This is a genomic window from Pseudoalteromonas sp. SANK 73390 (assembly GCF_054966645.1).
On record NZ_ARPN01000128.1, the window covers coordinates 25,306 to 44,488 of the forward strand.

The window sequence follows — 19,183 nt, forward strand, 5'->3', positions numbered from 1 at the left end:
TAATTACCGAGTAGGCTGGTCAATTTCCTGTTTTATTTTATCAACTTTCTTAAAAAATGGCTGCCCACTTAATATTTGTTCTGGCAGTGACGATTTTGCTACCTTTGCCTGCTCTAAGCTTTCAAACGGACCCAGAATAACAATCCACCAGCTGTCATTACTACGGCTTGCCTTATACACTTTAACATTGGTTAACTGATGAAGATCAACAAATTCTTGCGCAACTGCTTCATCCTTTACTGCTAACAATTGTATCGCCCACTCATTATCGTTGCGTGTTAGCAACCACTCGCTATCATTTCGTTTAAGTGCCTGTGCACTGTTACTCAAAGGTTTTTCGATAATATCTTTAGTTGTGCTTTGTGGTTGAACGTCATTGCCTAATAATTCATTACGGCTAGGCTCAGCGGCTTGTTGCTCTGTAATAGCCTTTAGATTAGTCGTAGGTTTTTCGCTATCCATTTGATAATTAGGAATTTGTATACTATCCGTAACGGGGTTTTCATTTACTAAAGCCGAAACGATTGCAGCAACATTTTGCGCTGAGCTGCTGTTTGATGATCTATTCACTTGTCCATAATTATCTGTATTAGTGGGCTGAACTAGATTATTTTTTTCTATAGCTTGCTCTGTTATTAAAGTATCCACCAGCTGTTCTGAATCATTATTGAGCACTTTTGACACAGGTAGTACAGTATTCAATTCTTCACTTTGCTCTGATGTTGGGAGCAATGCTATAAGCTCTTTTTGATATATTAAGGCCACCATTAAAATAGCCAATATGACAGTCAATAGTACCAAGTGCCATGACAATTTTGATACTTGCTTAGTCCCAGCTCTTAAGTCAACTTGTTGCTCAGTTTGCCACTGCAATAAAACAGCTGGATTCCCTTCGCAACCACTTAAAAAAGCATTAAATATAGGGTCTTCCTGCGAAGGTAGTTGTTTAAAAAACATTTCCATAAGACGACGAGATTCATCCATCGAAAGTCGCTCTAAATGAATTTCAAGCGCCTGTGGCAACATATTTGGAGACTGAGCTGTTACCAATATATAAAGCGTTTCTGGGCATTTTTTTGCAAGAGTCTGTAACTGAACGATCATTTCGTCAGACAGGTGACGTGATCCATCTAATACCCATAAACAGGGCCCCGGTGGGTTTTGCTGATACAGCGCATAAAAGTTTTGGCTAAGAGACTGATTATGATCTACCAAAGGAGCTCGAAAACTATGCTGCAATAATTGCATCATAAGTTCACTATCTTTAGTTGTTGCAGATAATTGTATAAAGGCTTTATTAAATTCGGAGTATTTATCAGTAATGAAAGATTCAGCAATATAGCTTTTACCTAGACCAGAAGAACCCACTAAACAGATCAGACTTTGTCCATACTCAAACTGTAACGCTATTCTATCAACTAGCGCAGCTCTACTCGGTAAAATTTTCGACTGCATTAGCGGCCTATTAGTAAACTCACCGTGTCATCAGACACATCATCAACCAATGCACATGCCCCAAGAGAAGTAGGTACAATGAAGCGAATACGCCCTTGCTTGTTCTTCTTATCTTTGCGCATATGAAACAAAAACTGCTCAGAACTCATTTCCTTAGGTATCACCGTAGGCAACTGATAGCTCTGTATTAAGGCTTCAACGCGAGCAACCTCAGCCCCGGTTAACGCATCACGTAATGCAGCCAACCTTACAGCAAGCACCATACCCACAGCCACAGCTTCACCATGAAGCCAGTTGCCATAACCCATTTGCGCTTCAATAGCATGTCCAAATGTATGGCCCAAATTTAATAGTGCTCGAATTCCTGCTTCAGTTTCATCTTGTGCCACTATTTCAGCTTTTATTTGGCAACAACGATGGATCACATGCATCAACACATCTTGCTGTAATGTTGATAATGCGTCGTGGTTATCTTCTAGGCACGTTAAAAATTGCTCATCATGGATAAGGCCGTACTTGATGACCTCAGCCATTCCCGCTGCAAACTCTCTTGCTGGTAAAGTAGATAAACTGTCAGTATCAATAAAAACTGCTTTAGGCTGATAAAAAGCTCCTATCATGTTTTTACCTAAAGGGTGATTTACAGCTGTTTTACCGCCAACAGACGAATCGACTTGGGATAACAGCGTAGTAGGAATTTGGATAAAAGGAACACCGCGCTGATAACAAGCCGCTACAAAGCCAGTCAAGTCACCAATAACACCTCCACCTAAAGCAATTAGGCATGTGTCTCTTGCGCAATTATTTTGCAACAAGAAAGCATTAACCTGCTCAAATGAAGTCAGTGTTTTGTATTGTTCACCATCAGGTAAAATGAAATGAAGTGGCTCATAGTCATTGAGCGCACCAAGTAGGCTATTTAGATATAATGGCGCTACAGTGTGATTTGTAATGATGACTGGACGACACTGACCGATGTGCTTGGTCAGTCGCCCAACATCTGCTAATAAATTTTGACCTATGTAGATAGGATAGCTTCGCTCGTTTAAATCTACCTTCAACTCAAGCATCTATCCCTCCTAGGTAGTCAAAATTAAAAATCTAGCTTTTCTATGATTTGATTTGCTACAACCTTTGCGCTTTGCTCATCTGTGCGTACCACAAAGTCTGCAACATCTTTGTACAGAGGCTCTCGTTCCTCTGCTAAACGTTCTAGCACATCGCGTGGCGCTTCTTCTGTTTGTAACAGAGGACGACGCTTGTCACGTTGTGTGCGAGCAACTTGCTTTTCAATTGGCGTTTCCAAGTAAACAACGATACCGCGCGCAGATAACTTATTGCGCACTTCTTTGCTCACGACAGAACCACCACCCGTTGCTAAAACTATACCTTGCATTTCTGTGAGGTCCGAAATTACGCCTTCTTCACGTACTCGAAAACCTTCCTCACCCTCAAGATCAAACACCCAAGCAATATCTGCGCCTGTACGGCGTTCAATTTCTTGATCCGAGTCGAAAAATTCAAGGTGTAATTGATCAGCTAGGTGACGACCAATTGTGCTCTTACCAGCCCCCATAGGGCCTACTAGAAATATATTACGTTTCTCAGCCATATCTTTTTAGTACTAACGAACTCTAAAATTTGAAATAAAACCCCGCCTAACGACCTGGCCCCAAAATTAAGGAAGGGATTATCTCAGTAATCCATGAACGATTTCAAGTTAAATAGTATAAAAAGCAACTACAGTAGTTAAATTCGTCCAACTATATGCTCATTACTGACCATCAATCATGATCTTTGGGGTCACAAAAATCAGTAATTCTTTTTTCTCGTTTATTTCTCGAGTGTTTCTAAACATCGCGCCTAGGTACGGAATATCACCTAACAGTGGAATTTTACTTACCGCGCTGGTAATTTCCTGCTGATAAATTCCACCCAATACAACCGTTTGGCCATTATCGACCAACACCTGGGTTTGAATCTTTTGTGTATTAATTGCCACTGCAGGACCTGATGACGTTTGCACATTGTCACCTCGTGTGTCCTGAGTAATAACCAAGTCTAGTATAATTTTATTATCTGGTGTGATTTGTGGTGTTACTTCCATGCTTAGCACCGCTTTTTTAAAGCTCACCGAGGTTGCACCACTTGCACCTGCAGATTCAGAATAAGGAATTTCAGTACCTTGCTCTATGCGTGCTTTCTTTTGGTTAGCGGTTGTAATACTCGGTGTTGCGATTATCTCACCTTTATTTTCTTGCTCCAAAGCAGATAGCTCTAAATCAATTAAAGTACCATCAGCAAGTTTCGCGATATGCATACCAATTGTACCAGCCGAGACGCCTGTAACGGGCAAATTAACATTTAAACGATTGGCAAGATCCGGTGTTATGCCATTAGACAGCTCCTGAGCACCTGTTAAGTTCCCAGAAATAGCATCTGTGCCTTGCTGATCGCCAAAGCCCCAACGTACACCTAAATCTTCTTGTACGTTATCTTTGACCGTTACCATCCGTGACTCAATTCTGACTTGTTTTACTGGCACATCCAGTGTTTCAACCATACGTCGAATACTTTCAATACTTCGAGCGCTATCTTTAATTAATAGCGTGTTAGTCCGCTTATCAACCGATACACTCCCTCTATCACTAACAATACTGTTAATGTCCGTTTTGAGTAAGTCGGCAAACTCTTCTGCTTTGGCATAATTCAGCTGAATATATTCACTGTAAAGCGGCTCTAACTCCTCAACCTGTTTACGGGCCTGTAATTCTTTAGCTTCTCTGGCTGCTAACTCTTCAGAAGGCGCAACCATTAATATTGATCCATCCATACGTTTATCAAGCCCTTTGATTCTTAAAACGACATCTAAAGCTTGATCCCATGGAACGCCATCTAAACGTAAAGTGATATTACCTGATACCGTATCACTTGTGACTAAGTTAAAGTTATTAGTATCAGCAATAATTTGTAATACCGATCTTACCGGAATATCTTGAAAATTTAATGTGATAGGCTGACCTTGATAACTCTTACTCACGCCAAAACTGCGCTCTTCATCATTTTTTTCAACCGTTAAAGTGAAGATATTATCTAGCTGTTGATAAGTATATTTAAACGCGCCATTTGGCTCAATCACCAGCCTACTTTTGGCACTTTCTCGAAATGTTTCTATACGACTTACTATAGTACCAAAGTCAAGCACATCTAATTCATATAACAAGTCATCAGGAATAGCTATATTATGAAAATCAGCATAAATTTTACCGCCACGTTCTTGTACATCAATCGCAGCTTGGGGACTATTTAAAAATGCTAGAACTTTTGCCTCACCTTTATCACCACGGCGAAAGTCGATTGATTGAATTTGATTCTTTTGTAAACTTGTATCACTACTTGCTTCTGAAGGGATCGGATTATCTGAAACTTGGAGGTAGGCAATATTGTTTTTAACGTATGTTTTGTAAAGCTTTAACTGTTCCATATACACGGTCACGATAATACCGTCATCAGTTAGCTTACTTGCAATCGTCGTGATCCCAGCCTTATTCACATCCAATGATTTAAGACTTTCTTCAAATTCAACGGCTGAGAAAAACAGCTCAAAACGCGCAGGTTCCGTCAACACTCGTACTTGAGGTTCACTTTCAAGCTGTTCATCAAACACCAGTTCCAACTGCGTCTCTCCGTCAGGGACTGGGTTATAACGCACATCATATAGCATAGGCAATGCGTTAACCCAGCTTGACGCGACCAATAATAAGCCGTAAATAATACCTTTTACGCTCAAACTATTCCCGATATGGGTCATACTTTCACTACCTTTGTTGTTATTCACTCACACTGCTCTCTTGTGCTTCTCGGATCTCTACCCTAGATAAGCGCTCTTTCCAACAGCCACTGCCATCAGGGATAAGTTCTAATAATTCTATAAATCCTGGCTGAACATTAATAACCTCACCGTGATACAGGCCCATATACTGACCACTTTTTATTTTATAAAAACCTTGATCGGATGCTTTAATTAATGCCCACGTGATTTCTTTAGTTGCTATAGTCCCCTTCATTGATAGTGTATCAATTGGATATTTTTCAAGAGGGTCTCTCGCTCTGTCAGGTTCGGGATGTAAACAGTTTTGTACCTGAACCATTTTGCTCTCTATCACTTCAGGTTCAGGAGCAACAAATGGGCTTCTCAGGTTATGCGCGGTATATGCAAAATGAGTAAAATCACGCATTTGAGGAACAGGCTCAACCTGAGGCATCGCACTTGCTTGAATTTGATCAATAAACTCCTTTTGCTCAGCAGTATCATCGTTACAACCAAACAATACAGCTAAGCTTAGCATCAAATAGCTGTTCCTTTTCGTCATGACTCTTCACCCTGCCCATAGCGATAGGTCTTAGCCACCACGCTAAATACCAAGGTACTACTGCCTGCATTTTCTATACGAAAATCATGCAAACTTACGATACGAGGCAATTGAGCAACTTTACTAACAAACTCTCCAAATTCGTGGTAGGTGCCTATAACCTCAAGTTTGATTGGTAACTCTGTATAAAACTCTTTTTTATTTTCAGGCAACCAGCCTATTTTCAAAAAAGTTAAACCACTCGATGTGCCAACATATGTCAAATCGTCCAATAAACCAGGTGTTTCGTTCGAAGAAGGTAACTGACGTAAAAGCTGAGCAAATTGCGCTTCCATATCCTTCATTTGCTGACGATATAAGTCTAAATTATTTGCTCGTGCATATTTGATTCTATAACTATTGCGCAACTGTACCTCTTGCTGAACCACATGCTCATAACGCTCTATCGAATTTGATACAAGTAAGCTGTAACCTACAACAAATGTAATAATCACAACCAACACACAACATAAAGCTTTGACCGCAACCGGCCACTCACCAATATTATCGAGTTCAATCTCATTCCAATCAATATTCTGTAAAGCTTTTAAGTCAAAATTCACGTTTTTATCTCATTAATGCCGATTTAATTATCACGTTCAGCTACCTTAATTTCACGATATGGCTTTACATAAAAGTGCATAGTAAAATCACTTAATAAACGTGAACTTTGCTCGCCTGTTACAATGCCCTGTATTGTGGGCCGCTCAAGTAAATATGAACTTTCAACTGAACGTAACATTTGCGACAAACGGTTATTAGATTCGCTGCGCCCTATAACTTTAATTAGATCTTCTTTTCGCTCCAAGCTTGTAAGATACACCCCTGCAGGCACAATTCTCACAACTTCATCAATAATTTGCGTACCTAAATTTCGGTTACTTTGCAGTTCTTCAATTAAGTTTATACGTCTTTGTAAGCTTTCTTTTTGCTGGCTCAAGTTATTAATCTCAACGATACGGCTATCTAATTGACCAACCTCCTGATTTAGATAGTTATTTTTTATCTGTTGACCTGCCATTAAACCATCATAAAAAGAACCTATTAAGTACAAAATAAATAGCACCACAATAATATTGGCTACCACAATAGAAAGAAACTTCCTCTGAGAAGCTTGTCGCCTTTGCTCTCTCCATGGCAGCAGGTTTATATGTGGCATGATGAAAAACTCCTTAATGCCAAACCTGCTGCAATTGCAAATTGTGGTTTATGGCGCTCTAACACATTACGGTCGACTTTAGGACCTATTTCCATATCGGCAAATGGGTCAGCAACAATAGTATGAATACCAAGCTCTTCTATAAGCAGTCTATCTAATCCTTCAACTAACGCAGTTCCTCCAGTAAGTACGATATAATCGACTTGCTCCCTGCCACTGCTTGTAATGAACATTTGTACAGCACGCCTTATCTGCTGTAACAATGCAGTTTGAAATGGCGCTAATACCTCGAATATATAGTTTGGCGGCAAGTCACCCGTTGTTTTAGCTATTTCGGCTTCATCAAATGACTTGTTGTAATAAGCAACAATACTATTTGTATATTGTTCACCACCAAATACTTGGTCACGCGTATAAATTGTTTTACCTGAAAGCACAACACTTACCAAACTAATCACGGCCCCAATATCAATAACAGCAACCATTTTATCAAAAGCGTCTGCTGGAAGTTGGCCATACATTATGTTTAATGAACGACTTAATGCGTAGTTTTCTACGTCAACCACTTTAGCTTGATAACCTGCTTCTTCTAGCGCACCGACACGTGCTTCAACGCTTTCAGTACGTGCAGCAGATAACAGCACATTCACTTTAGATGGGTCCGCTTCATTCACAGATATTTTTTCAAAGTCAATACTGACTTCATCCAAAGAGTAAGGAATCAAACTATCGGCTTCAATCGCAATTTGCGACTCTAATTCAGCATCGGTTAATGATACATCCATAAAAATCACTTTCGTGATCACGGTTTGGCCTGATACTGCAACAGCACCAAATTGAGTGAGCCTAGGAATGCGCTTTTTTATTTTACTTATTACTCGACCGATGGCTTCAATATCTTGAATTGCACGCTCAGTAATTGCCCCTTTCGGTACTGGCTCAATAGCCAAAGCTTCAACTCGGTAACCGGCGGAAGATTGCGACAGTAATACAGCCTTGACACAATGTGAACCAACATCGATGCCAATCATCATCGGAGCTTGCTTTTGAAAGAGGTTGCTGAGCATGCGCTTGGTCTTTATCCTTTGTTTTAACTTTTAACGAGTTATAATTATAACCACAAAAAATATTAATCGTTTTTTATTCAAGATATACTAGCAGTGTCTACCTATAATTGGGAGTCTAACTAGGGAATATTCCGTGACTTTATTAAGAAGAGCAATACAATTTTTCGTCGTTTTGAGCATTTTAGGCCTACTTACGTTACTCAGCCTTTATTATTATGTCAAATCAGACATACCGAGCGTAGAAGTATTGCAAGATGTACAATTACAGACCCCCATGCAAGTTTTTACCCAGGATGGGAAATTAATTAATCAATTTGGCGAAAAACGCCGTATTCCTGTCAAAATTGAGCATGTTCCCGAACCATTATTAAAAGCATTTCTCGCAACAGAAGACAATCGTTTTTATGAACACTTTGGCGTTGACCCGATAGGTATTGTTCGCTCAGCTATTGTGTTAATTAGTACTGGGCAAAAGAAACAAGGGGCCAGTACCATTACCATGCAGTTGGCGCGTAACTTCTTTTTAACCAGAGAAAAAGCATATATTCGCAAAGTAAAAGAGATTTTCATTGCACTGCATATTGAACGACTATTAAGTAAAGATGAAATCCTAGCTCTGTACTTGAATAAAATTGAGCTAGGTAATAGAGCATTTGGCATAGGTGCTGCTGCACAAGTTTACTATGGTAAAAACCTAAACGAACTCACGCTAGCTCAAATGGCGATGATTGCAGGTTTGCCCAAGGCGCCATCTGCACTGAATCCGATTCGAAACCCAACCCGTGCAAAATTACGCAGAAATGTCGTACTGGGGCGTATGCTCAAAGAAAAATATATTTCACAAAAACAATATGAACAAGCACGAAGTGCCCCCATAACCGCACAGTTTCATGGTGCTGAGATAGAGCTCTACGCCCCTTATATCGCTGAAATGGTGCGTAGCTACATGGTTGAAACATACGGTGAAGACAAAGCCTACAATAGCGGCTTTAAAGTGTTTACCACGGTAGAATCTAGCACTCAGGCAGCAGCACAAGCAGCACTTATTAACAATTTACATAGCTATGATATGCGCCATGGCTTTCGAGGCCCAGAACGCACTCTATGGAATAGTGAACAACCGACTTTAGACAGCCAGGAAATATTAGAAAAGCTAAGTAACGTAAAAGAACTTGGTTCACTCAAAGCCGCCGTTGTCATTGATGTGGCAGAGCAAAGTGCCACTGCGCTTTTAAAATCTGGTGACTATATCACCTTGGCGTGGGATGGATTAAAATGGGCCCGTGCCTATATTTCTGATACTCGCCAAGCTATGCCCCCTAAAACAGCGTCAGAAATACTCTCTCCAGGCATGCAGATTTGGGTGCGCCAACAACCTCAATATTGGCAACTAAGCCAGTACCCACGACCTGCTAGTGCTTTAGTCTCTATGGACCCACAAAACGGTCGCATCAAAGCCCTTGTTGGTGGCTATAGCTTTGCTCAAAGCCAGTACAACCGAGCTACGCAAGCAAAACGTCAAGTAGGCTCAAATATTAAACCCTTTATATACTCAGCCGCCTTTGAAAATGATTATACACTTGCAACAATCATTAATGATGCGCCCATAAACCAGTGGGATAAAAGCGTTGGTGTTGCATGGCGTCCTAAAAATAGTCCAGAAGTCTACAACGGCCCCATTCGTATTCGTCGCGCATTAGCACAATCGAAAAATGTCGTATCTGTCAGACTACTTAAAGGTGTTGGTCTACAGCGCAGTGCTGATCATTTATTAAAATTTGGTTTTGCTGATGCGGATATCAACCGCAGTGAATCCCTAGCTCTTGGTAGCGCCGCTATCACCCCTTTAGAAATGGCACGCGGTATGAGCACTTTTGCCAATGGTGGCCACCTCATTGAACCGTATTTTATTCATGAATTACAAGACGCCTTTGGTAACACATTAGGTCAAGCAGAGCCTTTAATTGCTTGTGATGAGCAACAACTAGAAACTCACTCTGAACGCTGTGCTCCTCGTGTGATCTCTGAACAAAACGCCTTTTTAGTCGCCAGTGCGATGCACAGTGCTATCTGGGGCGGCGGTAGTTGGCGACATAAAACTGGCTGGACTGGTACAGGCTGGCGAGCACAAACACTGAAGCGTCGAGATTTAGTAGGAAAAACGGGCACAACCAATGACTCTGTCGATACTTGGTTCAGCGGCTTTAATCGCAATGTATTAACGACTATTTGGGTAGGCTTTGATGATGCCGGCAAACCTCTTGGCAGGGCAGCATACAACACCAATTTAGGTAAAAATCAAATTGTTGGCGCTGAGTCAGGTGCAACAACCGCACAACCTGCGTGGGTAGAATTTATGAGAGCTGCGCTTAAAGGTAAGCCTATTGCACCAATTGAACCACCTCCTGGGCTAATATCTACCCGTATAGACCTAAAAACAGGATTGCTAAGCGATAAAAACGATCACACAAGCCGCTTCGAGTACTTTATCTCAGGCACTGCCCCAACTAAATATGCGCTTGATGAGAATAACAGCACACCATTTGATGATGAACCACAACAAGAAGAGCTTTTTTAATGCTTAAATACAAAAAGGACGATATATAATATCGTCCTCAAACTATTGAAAAACGGCTTACTATAAGCTCTGTTATTTAAGCGTTTGCACTAACCAATATAAGTCAGAATGTATCCCTGCAGCCGTAACTTCTTTACCTGCACCAGGGCCTTGCAACACTAATGGGTTAAGCTCATACCACACACTTTTAATCACAAAAATGTTATCGCCAGGGGTTAAATTTGCTATCGCGGATGATTTATCAACAAAGGCAATACCTACTTTGGCTTTTACCTTACCTGACTCTAAAACATGTAATGAGCCTGTATAACGTAGCACCTTTTCTTGTGCCAATGCACTTTGGTACTGCTGCTCATAAAATACATCAAGTTCTTCACGACGAGTAAGGAACTCACCCCAACTCCCCTGTGCTAGCTCTTGTGGCATTAAAGGCTCTAGTTCAATATCTGCCAAGTCTAATGTCAGTCCGATGTCACGGGCTAAAATCAACAATTTACGCTGCATATCTCGTCCAGACAAGTCTTCTCTGGGATCTGGTTCCGTATAACCCATTTTCTGAGCTTCTAACACCAAACTTGAGAACGTTTGACTTCCATCAAAGCTACTACACAGCCATGATAGCGTACCAGAAAACACCCCATCAATATGCGTAATTCTATCACCACTATATTGTAAATCAGCCAATGCAAAATTGATTGGTAAACCTGCGCCAACACTGGTGTTATAGCGCCAATATAAGTTTCGCTCGGATAATTGCTCGCACAGCTGTTGATACCATGCACTTTGCGCCGTACCTGCGTACTTATTTGCACTTATCAAGTGGCAATCTTGGTTTATAAGCTGAGGATATAAATCACTGAATGCTTCGCTTGCAGTAATGTCTATTACGACTTTATGCTCATAATCAAGTTCACCGATCCGCTCTATTAACTCTTCATTACTGTACGTATTCGACTCATTTTCCCACTGTTGCTGCCATGTATTTAAAGCAATACCGTTAGCAGAAAACAACATTTTTTTAGACCGTACTAAAGCAACTACTTTAACATCAAATTGTTGCTGCAAGCGTGCTACCTGATGCTGACACTGCTGTACAAACACTTCACCAACATTGCCTAAACCAGCAATGACTACCGCCAGTTCTCGATCTTTACTGACTAACTGATCATGCAAAATAGCCAATACATCGCTATCAATCGCCTGATCAGTTAAAAACAGCGCATATTCTTTATCTTGATGATTAAAGCGTACCACCACATTTTGCTCATTGAGCAGCTGTGCGGCCTGTGTTTGCAGCTGAGCAATGTCTGCAGATGAAGCAACAATGGCAAATCCTTGAAGAGCGCTTTCAACGATATTTGCGCGTCCAGATAAAACTTTTAGCACGCGATGCGTACTTTGTGCGGGGATCAAAAGGTAAGCCTCACCTTGTGCAACAAAATGATGAATACTGTGCTGAATTAATTGATTTAACTCACTAACTTCGCCTTGCACCAATGCGTCAACACGAATTAAATCTAAATCATCAAACGTGGTAATGAAACGCTTTGCTTTACTATACCCTTCTTTAACTATTTCAGTCGGATTTGCTTCCACGTCAAAACTACTACGAACTTGGAGCTTAATGTTAGTATTTTTAAGTGGTGATAACGTTTTTGCATGAAGAACTGGGTTACCTAAACGTGCAAGTAAATGAGCTTGTGCTCTACATATTTTTGGGTATTTGATAGCACTTGCGACTTTACGAGGGTCGGTACTAAAAACACCTTGAGTATCAGTCCAAATAGACACAGCGCTGGCATCTATATAATTTGCCAACAAAGTAGCACTATAATCACTGCCATTGCGCCCCAATGTAACGGTACTGTTTGCTACATCACTAGCAATAAAACCAGTAACCACATATAAAACACGCTCAGATAATTGCTCGGCACACGAGCGTTTATTTTGTTGGTGTAAAAGTTGGCCTTGATGCAAAGTAAACAAACACCTTGCATCTACATGCCTTGCAGCCAACCCTAATTGAGTCAGGTAACAACCTAAAATGCGTGCTGACCACAATTCTCCATGTGCGAGCAAAGTCGCTTCATGTAAGGTTTTTTGCTTTGCATGTAATGTAATTACTTGTAGCTCAGTATCTAATTGCGATAATAATTCACGCTGCGGCTGCGCTTGAAACAACGCTTTAATAAGCTCAGCTTGATGATTTTCTAATTGTAAAAGAATATCACTAAAGCCTTGGTTGTCATCTTGCTGATAGCTTTGCCATAACTTTACCAAAGTATTCGTCGTTTTACCCGCAGCCGATACCACTACACAATCACCTGCTCGACAATGACTCAATACAATTTGTGCCACTGCTTGATAACGCTCAGCACTGCTTAAACTTGAACCACCAAATTTATGTACTACTTTTGCCATTGTTTTACCACAAAGCCGTATGAGCCGGCGTTAATTTAAAAGATTTTGCATCATCTGAGGCATTTGCATTACCCTGTTGCACTTTTTTAAATGATTGCTCCAAATCATCTAATAAGTCTTGCACATCTTCAATACCAACAGAAATGCGTATCAAAGTATCGCCTACGCCCGCATCAAGGCGGGCTTGGGGTTCCATCCCAGCATGGGTCATTGTTGCTGGATGGCAAATTAAACTCTCCACCCCGCCTAACGATTCAGCCAATGAAAACTGCTTAAGGTTCGTCAGAAACGCTGCTGAGTCTTTTAAGCCACCTTTGATATCAAAGCTTACCATACCGCCAAAACCTTCTTGCTGTTGCTTAGCAAGCGCATGCTGTGGATGAGACTCTAAACCGGGATAATAAACTTGGCTCACATAAGGCGACTGTTCAAGATATTGAGCAACTATTAGCGCATTCTCTTGATGCTGCTTCAAACGCACATTTAATGTTCGTAAGCCTCGCAGGGTTAAGTAGCTATCAAATGGCGCGCCTGTAATACCTATATTATTTGCCCACCATGCTAACTCTTCACCAAGCTCGGCTGTATTAGCTATCACAGCTCCACCGACAACATCAGAATGACCATTAATATATTTGGTAGTAGAATGCACAACAATATCTACACCAAACTTAATGGGGTTTTGCAGCGCAGGTGATAAAAATGTATTGTCAGCGGCAACCAAGGCCCCGACTTCTTTTGCTGCATTTGCAACAGCAGCGATATCAGTCAATCTTAAAATAGGGTTACTTGGGGTTTCTATCCAAACTAACTTAGGCTTTATTGTTAGAATTTTCTCATAACTTTGTTTTTGTGTGAGATCCAACACAACTAACTTTAATAGCCCTCGCTTTTGCAAAGACGTGAATAAACGATAGCTTCCACCATAACAATCATGCGGTATGACTAAAGTGTCGTCATAATTTAGTAATTGTGTTACCAAATGCACTGCTGACATACCTGTTGCAGTGATAATACCCCTAGCACCTCCTTCTAGTTGTGCAAGAGTTTGAGCTAACGTATCGCGGTTTGGATTGCCACTGCGACCATAATCATATGCACGCTTAGTATCAAAATCAGCAAACGAATACGTTGTTGATAAATAAAGAGGCGGTACAACTGCACCATGATGCTTATCGGCTTCAATACCGTAACGTACTGCTATGGTCGACTTTTTACTTTGGCTCATATCATCACCTAGATAATTGGATGTTTAGACGTCTAAAAGGTTAGATGATTAAAAAGTAGAAGTCAAAGCATTTATACTTCTATATGGCTAATCAACTAGTATTTGACTATCTTTTTTAAACCGATAAAATTTCGCCACTTAATTTAATTGTATTGCTAATAAAACTGCATTTTTGAATAAACTATCATCGGTACACTTATCAAGGTTAGTTTATATCATGGAGTTCACATGTTAAGTTTACGAATTCAGTCTTATTAGCATTCCCAACACTGAGGCAACAAAAACATTATGGCTAAATGGAATGGTGAGTATATTCACCCTTATGCTGAACATGGTAAAAAATCTGAACAAGTAAAAAAAATTACCGTTTCTATCCCGCTAAACGTGCTAAAAGTACTCACTGATGAACGTACGCGCCGCCAAGTTAATAACTTACGACACGCAACCAATAGTGAGCTATTATGTGAGGCTTTTTTGCATGCATTTACTGGCCAACCACTGCCGAGTGATGAAGACTTACGCAAAGATAACCCAGAAAAAGTGCCTGAAGAAGTACGTAAAATTATGGAAGGTATGGGCTTAGAAGTGCCCATTATTGACGAAGAGTAACTCTTCTATTAATAAGGCTTTAGTACTGACTACTAGAGCCTACAATATTATTGACTCTTCTAAGAATACTTTTAGCTCTTCGCTTTGACAAAAAAAGGCAGCTGTATCAACCTAAAGCATAAAAATGGCTTTTGGTGCCTGATAAGCGTATTTGATTTTATAGGCACTATAAGTTTAAATAATACCGTATATGGACTCTCTGCGATTGCTAGACTCTAGTTGGTAAAAACTCAAAGCCCATTGCACTTCCAGCTATTAAAAAGCGCATGTTCGGTGGCGTGGGGCTGGAGGTTAACGACCTCCAGCTATCCGATTAGCTAATTATTAACTCAGTAAAGTTACCCATTCATCAGAATTAGAGATAATAAATTGATAAGTGTTACCATCATTTAATGAAATTTCAATTGCATCGGTTGTTATAGGAAGAAGCCCCGCCCCTTTGCCAACACATTTATCAACCTTAGACAGCGCACTCCTATCAAATTTATAAGGTCCTAGTCCAAAACCTTTATTGAAAGGTTCAAAGTTAATATCATTTTCAGTTATCCAAAATTTACCATCGGCTTTAGCCGCACCGCTTTGAATTGTTGCGACTGTCGATTTTACTACCATATCCTTCATGGTTATATTCCTTCTGTGACTGTTTTGAAATAAGTACTAGATTGCTGCTGCTTTAATGAAAATAGCTAATGAACCTGAGGATTAACTCACTATAAATTTATTTTTTGATGGTTCAACCATAGCTGAGTTCCTATTATAACTCAATCCGTTACTTCGATTTCTCGTAAAATCTAAAACGGCTTGCTGTTGTTTTTTTATCCAACAGGATGTTTATACTAATTTATTAACACATTGATCATTCTAGCGAGCTAAATGACCCATTAACTGCGTTAAAAATTACTCATATAGAATAACCTGGAATACATTCATCACTGAAAGTTAGAAGGTAAAGAACTTATGTTTGAGAGACTAGATAAAATTGGTCAATTTGATTGATACAATTAATGTAATAGTATTACTAGGTAGATACAGCACCTGATGACAAATCAATGGTTTATAAAATCATCTGCTGTAACCATGGTGCAAGTGCATATGTGTTTATACTGATAAGATAAACGTCCCAAACACAAAAAGCCCCAACCAAAGGTCAGGGCTTTTTTAAAACAAAGTTTAAATTAGTATAAAACTAAAATTAAGCTTGCTTAGGACGTGAAATCACATCAACTAAAGTCCAAGATTTATTCTTAGAAATTGGCGCACATTCACTAATAGTAACTGTATCGCCTGCTTTAGCTGTGTTGCTTTCATCATGAGCGTGCAACTTAGTTGTACGCTTGATGAATTTACCGTAGATCGGGTGTTTAACCTGACGTTCGATAGCAACAACGATAGATTTGTCCATCTTGTCGCTTAGTACACGACCTTGAAGAGTACGGATCTTATCGCTCATTATGCACCTGCCTTCTGGTTGATAACCGTTTTAACACGCGCAATACTGCGACGTACTTTTTTCAGCTCGTGAGTTTGAGCTAGCTGACCTGTGCTTACTTGCATGCGCAGGTTGAACTGCTCACGTAGTAGCTCAAGAAGTTCAGCATTTAGCTCTTCTACGCTTTTGTCTTTCAGTTCGCTAGCTTTCATCACATTACCGTCCGAGTTACAAATGTTGTTTTGAAAGGTAATTTACGAGCAGCAAGGTTGAATGCTTCACGAGCAAGCTCTTCAGAAACACCTTCCATCTCATAAAGTACTTTGCCTGGCTGGATTTCAGCAACCCAGTACTCAACAGAGCCTTTACCTTTACCCATACGAACTTCAAGCGGCTTTTCAGTGATTGGCTTATCTGGGAATACACGGATCCAGATTTTACCTTGACGCTTTACGTGACGTGTCATAGCACGACGAGCTGCTTCGATTTGACGAGCAGTCATACGGCCACGACCTGTAGCTTTCAAGCCGAAAGAACCGAAGCTTACTTTGTTACCGTTGTTAGCAAGACCACGGTTGCGGCCTTTATGCACTTTACGGAATTTTGTACGTTTTGGCTGTAACATTATCGCTACCTCTTACTTAGCACTTTTTTTGGCTTTCTTCGGCGCACGCTTAGATGGCTTCTCTTGCTCTTGAACTAGTGGTAAACCACCAATTACTTCGCCTTTGAAGATCCAAACTTTAACACCAATGATACCGTAAGTGGTTAACGCTTCAGAAGTTGCATAATCGATATCTGCACGTAAAGTATGTAGAGGTACACGACCTTCACGATACCATTCAGAACGTGCGATTTCAGCGCCGCCAAGACGACCGCTTACTTCAACTTTGATACCTTTAGCACCAATGCGCATTGCATTTTGTACCGAACGCTTCATAGCGCGACGGAACATAACACGACGCTCAAGCTGAGATGCGATGCCGTCTGCAACTAATTGTGCATCAAGCTCTGGTTTACGTACTTCAGAAATGTTGATCTGAGCAGGTACACCCGCAATCTTTGTTACAGCTTGACGAAGCTTTTCTACGTCTTCGCCTTTTTTACCGATAACAACACCAGGACGAGCTGTGTGAATTGTTACACGGATTGATTTAGCTGGACGCTCGATAACGATTTTAGACACAGAAGCTGCTTTCAATTCCTTAGTAAGGAATTGACGCACTTTGTGATCGCCAAAAAGCTGTGCAGAGAAATCTTTTGTACTCGCGTACCAGGTAGAAACCCAAGGTTTAGAGATACCTAGGCGAATACCAGTAGGATGAACTTTTTGTCCCATTACTTATATCTCCTAGCTATCTGAAACCACAACAGTGATGTGGCTTGTACGCTTAAGGATGCGGTCTGCGCGTCCTTTAGCACGTGGCATGATACGTTTCATTGTAGGACCATCGTCCACAAAAACCGTAGCTACACGTAGCTCATCAATGTCAGCACCTTCGTTATGCTCTGCGTTAGCAATAGCAGACTCAAGTACTTTTTTAACTAATACAGCCGCTTTCTTTGGGCTGTACGCCAGGATTTCTAGTGCGCGATCTACCGGTAGTCCGCGGATCTGATCAGCTACTAGACGTGCTTTTTGCGCCGAACCAGAGGCGAATTTGTGTTTAGCTAATGCTTCCATCATACCCTCCGATTAACGCTTTTTAGCTTTCTTATCCGCAGCGTGGCCGCGGTAAGTACGTGTAGGTGCAAATTCACCTAGTTTGTGACCGATCATTTCGTCCGAAACAAATACAGGGACGTGCTGACGACCATTATGGACTGCGATGGTCAATCCGATCATATTAGGGATGATCATTGAACGACGGCTCCAAGTCTTTATAGGCTTCTTGTCACCGCTTTCCAACGCCTTCTCTACCTTCTTCAGCAAGTGTAGGTCTATGAATGGACCCTTCTTGAGAGAACGTGGCATGGCAATTCCTCAACTATTACTTAGTACGACGACGTACAATTAATTTATCTGTACGCTTGTTCTTGCGCGTTTTAGCACCTTTGGTAGGCTTGCCCCATGGAGACACAGGGTGACGACCACCAGAAGTACGACCTTCACCACCACCGTGTGGGTGATCAACCGGGTTCATGGCAACACCACGAACAGTCGGACGAATACCACGCCAGCGAGTAGCACCAGCTTTACCTAGTGAACGAAGCATATGCTCAGCATTGCCTACTTCACCTAAGGTAGCGCGACAGTCAGATTCAACTTTACGAACTTCGCCTGAACGAAGACGTAGAGTCACATATTGACCTTCACGTGCTAGGATTTGAACGTATGCACCAGCAGAACGTGCGATTTGAGCACCTTTACCTGGTTTTAATTCAACGTTGTGTACAGTCGAACCTACAGGCATGTTACGCATCGGCAATGTGTTACCAGCTTTAATTGGTGCATCAACACCAGACTGGATTTGATCACCGGCTTTAAGGCCTTTAGGTGCAATGATGTAACGACGCTCACCGTCTGCATATAATACAAGAGCGATGTTTGCGCTACGGTTTGGATCGTACTCTAAACGCTCAACAGTGGCTGGAATGCCATCTTTAGTACGTTTAAAGTCAATTAAACGGTAGTGTTGCTTATGACCACCACCGATATGACGAACCGTGATACGACCGTTGTTGTTACGACCACCTGACTTAGAGTTTTTCTCTAAAAGCGGAGCGTATGGCTTACCCTTATGTAGATCAGGGTTAACCACTTTAACGACGTGACGACGACCCGCAGAAGTTGGTTTACACTTTTGAAGTGCCATAATTCTAAC

At 41.0% G+C, this 19,183-nt stretch carries 20 protein-coding genes; 2 read left to right on the forward strand and 18 right to left on the reverse strand.

The features are described from left to right. Positions 1-3 precede the first annotated feature (3 nt). From SANK73390_RS17685 to SANK73390_RS17720, 8 genes are all read right to left on the reverse strand, one after another. Positions 4-1,455: an SPOR domain-containing protein gene (locus tag SANK73390_RS17685; RefSeq protein ID WP_462767751.1), complete on the reverse strand. Its 1,452-nt coding sequence runs from the start codon at positions 1,453-1,455 to the stop codon at positions 4-6. Then, on the reverse strand, positions 1,455-2,525 hold the full coding sequence (aroB, locus tag SANK73390_RS17690; protein ID WP_462767752.1) for a 3-dehydroquinate synthase: 1,071 nt from the start codon (positions 2,523-2,525) through the stop codon (positions 1,455-1,457). Before aroB ends, SANK73390_RS17685 begins: the two co-directional genes overlap by 1 nt. 23 nt (positions 2,526-2,548) lie before the next feature. Continuing rightward, positions 2,549-3,067 carry a shikimate kinase AroK gene (aroK, locus tag SANK73390_RS17695; protein ID WP_261594044.1) on the reverse strand — a complete coding sequence of 173 codons (519 nt, stop codon included), beginning with the start codon at positions 3,065-3,067 and terminating at the stop codon, positions 2,549-2,551. 162 nt (positions 3,068-3,229) lie between these two features. Further along, positions 3,230-5,266: a type IV pilus secretin PilQ gene (locus SANK73390_RS17700; RefSeq protein WP_462767813.1), complete on the reverse strand. Its 2,037-nt coding sequence runs from the start codon at positions 5,264-5,266 to the stop codon at positions 3,230-3,232. A 19-nt stretch (positions 5,267-5,285) separates the two neighbouring features. Then, positions 5,286-5,828, reverse strand: a complete 543-nt coding sequence (locus SANK73390_RS17705; protein WP_462767753.1) for a pilus assembly protein PilP — start codon at positions 5,826-5,828, stop codon at positions 5,286-5,288. Next, entirely contained in the window at positions 5,825-6,430 is a 606-nt protein-coding gene (locus SANK73390_RS17710) for a type IV pilus inner membrane component PilO (protein WP_462767754.1), read from the reverse strand. Before SANK73390_RS17710 ends, SANK73390_RS17705 begins: the two co-directional genes overlap by 4 nt. Before the next feature lie 23 nt (positions 6,431-6,453). Continuing rightward, positions 6,454-7,026 carry a PilN domain-containing protein gene (locus SANK73390_RS17715; RefSeq protein ID WP_462767755.1) on the reverse strand — a complete coding sequence of 191 codons (573 nt, stop codon included), beginning with the start codon at positions 7,024-7,026 and terminating at the stop codon, positions 6,454-6,456. Further along, entirely contained in the window at positions 7,014-8,093 is a 1,080-nt protein-coding gene (locus SANK73390_RS17720) for a pilus assembly protein PilM (protein WP_462767756.1), read from the reverse strand. Before SANK73390_RS17720 ends, SANK73390_RS17715 begins: the two co-directional genes overlap by 13 nt. A 133-nt stretch (positions 8,094-8,226) precedes the next feature. On the opposite strand from SANK73390_RS17720, the gene SANK73390_RS17725 reads away from it, so the two are divergent. Continuing rightward, complete coding sequence (locus SANK73390_RS17725) at positions 8,227-10,671, forward strand: penicillin-binding protein 1A (RefSeq protein ID WP_462767757.1); 2,445 nt, start codon at positions 8,227-8,229, stop codon at positions 10,669-10,671. 72 nt (positions 10,672-10,743) lie between these two features. Here SANK73390_RS17725 and metL read toward each other — a convergent pair whose 3' ends face one another. Next, on the reverse strand, positions 10,744-13,092 hold the full coding sequence (metL, locus tag SANK73390_RS17730; RefSeq protein WP_462767758.1) for a bifunctional aspartate kinase/homoserine dehydrogenase II: 2,349 nt from the start codon (positions 13,090-13,092) through the stop codon (positions 10,744-10,746). Between the two features lie 4 nt (positions 13,093-13,096). Then, positions 13,097-14,320: a cystathionine gamma-synthase gene (gene metB / locus SANK73390_RS17735; protein ID WP_462767759.1), complete on the reverse strand. Its 1,224-nt coding sequence runs from the start codon at positions 14,318-14,320 to the stop codon at positions 13,097-13,099. Between the two features lie 288 nt (positions 14,321-14,608). On the opposite strand from metB, the gene metJ reads away from it, so the two are divergent. Beyond that, a complete protein-coding gene (metJ, locus tag SANK73390_RS17740) occupies positions 14,609-14,929 on the forward strand; it encodes a met regulon transcriptional regulator MetJ (protein ID WP_462767760.1) in 321 nt (106 codons plus the stop codon). A 324-nt stretch (positions 14,930-15,253) separates the two neighbouring features. Here the strand turns inward: metJ and SANK73390_RS17745 are convergent, their stop codons facing one another. From SANK73390_RS17745 to rplB, 8 genes are all read right to left on the reverse strand, one after another. Continuing rightward, positions 15,254-15,550, reverse strand: a complete 297-nt coding sequence (locus SANK73390_RS17745; protein ID WP_462767761.1) for a hypothetical protein — start codon at positions 15,548-15,550, stop codon at positions 15,254-15,256. A 571-nt stretch (positions 15,551-16,121) separates the two neighbouring features. Then, a complete protein-coding gene (gene rpsQ, locus SANK73390_RS17750) occupies positions 16,122-16,379 on the reverse strand; it encodes a 30S ribosomal protein S17 (RefSeq protein ID WP_261594055.1) in 258 nt (85 codons plus the stop codon). Then, on the reverse strand, positions 16,379-16,570 hold the full coding sequence (rpmC, locus tag SANK73390_RS17755) for a 50S ribosomal protein L29 (protein ID WP_261594130.1): 192 nt from the start codon (positions 16,568-16,570) through the stop codon (positions 16,379-16,381). Before rpmC ends, rpsQ begins: the two co-directional genes overlap by 1 nt. Continuing rightward, positions 16,570-16,983: a 50S ribosomal protein L16 gene (gene rplP, locus SANK73390_RS17760; protein WP_261594056.1), complete on the reverse strand. Its 414-nt coding sequence runs from the start codon at positions 16,981-16,983 to the stop codon at positions 16,570-16,572. The genes rpmC and rplP overlap by 1 nt, the downstream gene beginning before the upstream one ends. Before the next feature lie 12 nt (positions 16,984-16,995). Then, positions 16,996-17,697 (reverse strand): 30S ribosomal protein S3, encoded by a 702-nt coding sequence (gene rpsC, locus SANK73390_RS17765; RefSeq protein WP_261594057.1) that lies wholly within the window; start codon positions 17,695-17,697, stop codon positions 16,996-16,998. A 12-nt stretch (positions 17,698-17,709) separates the two neighbouring features. Continuing rightward, positions 17,710-18,042 carry a 50S ribosomal protein L22 gene (gene rplV, locus SANK73390_RS17770; protein WP_192508981.1) on the reverse strand — a complete coding sequence of 111 codons (333 nt, stop codon included), beginning with the start codon at positions 18,040-18,042 and terminating at the stop codon, positions 17,710-17,712. A 12-nt stretch (positions 18,043-18,054) separates the two neighbouring features. Next, positions 18,055-18,333, reverse strand: a complete 279-nt coding sequence (gene rpsS, locus SANK73390_RS17775) for a 30S ribosomal protein S19 (RefSeq protein WP_010561269.1) — start codon at positions 18,331-18,333, stop codon at positions 18,055-18,057. A 16-nt stretch (positions 18,334-18,349) separates the two neighbouring features. Continuing rightward, on the reverse strand, positions 18,350-19,174 hold the full coding sequence (gene rplB, locus SANK73390_RS17780) for a 50S ribosomal protein L2 (RefSeq protein WP_261594058.1): 825 nt from the start codon (positions 19,172-19,174) through the stop codon (positions 18,350-18,352). Positions 19,175-19,183 lie beyond the last annotated feature (9 nt).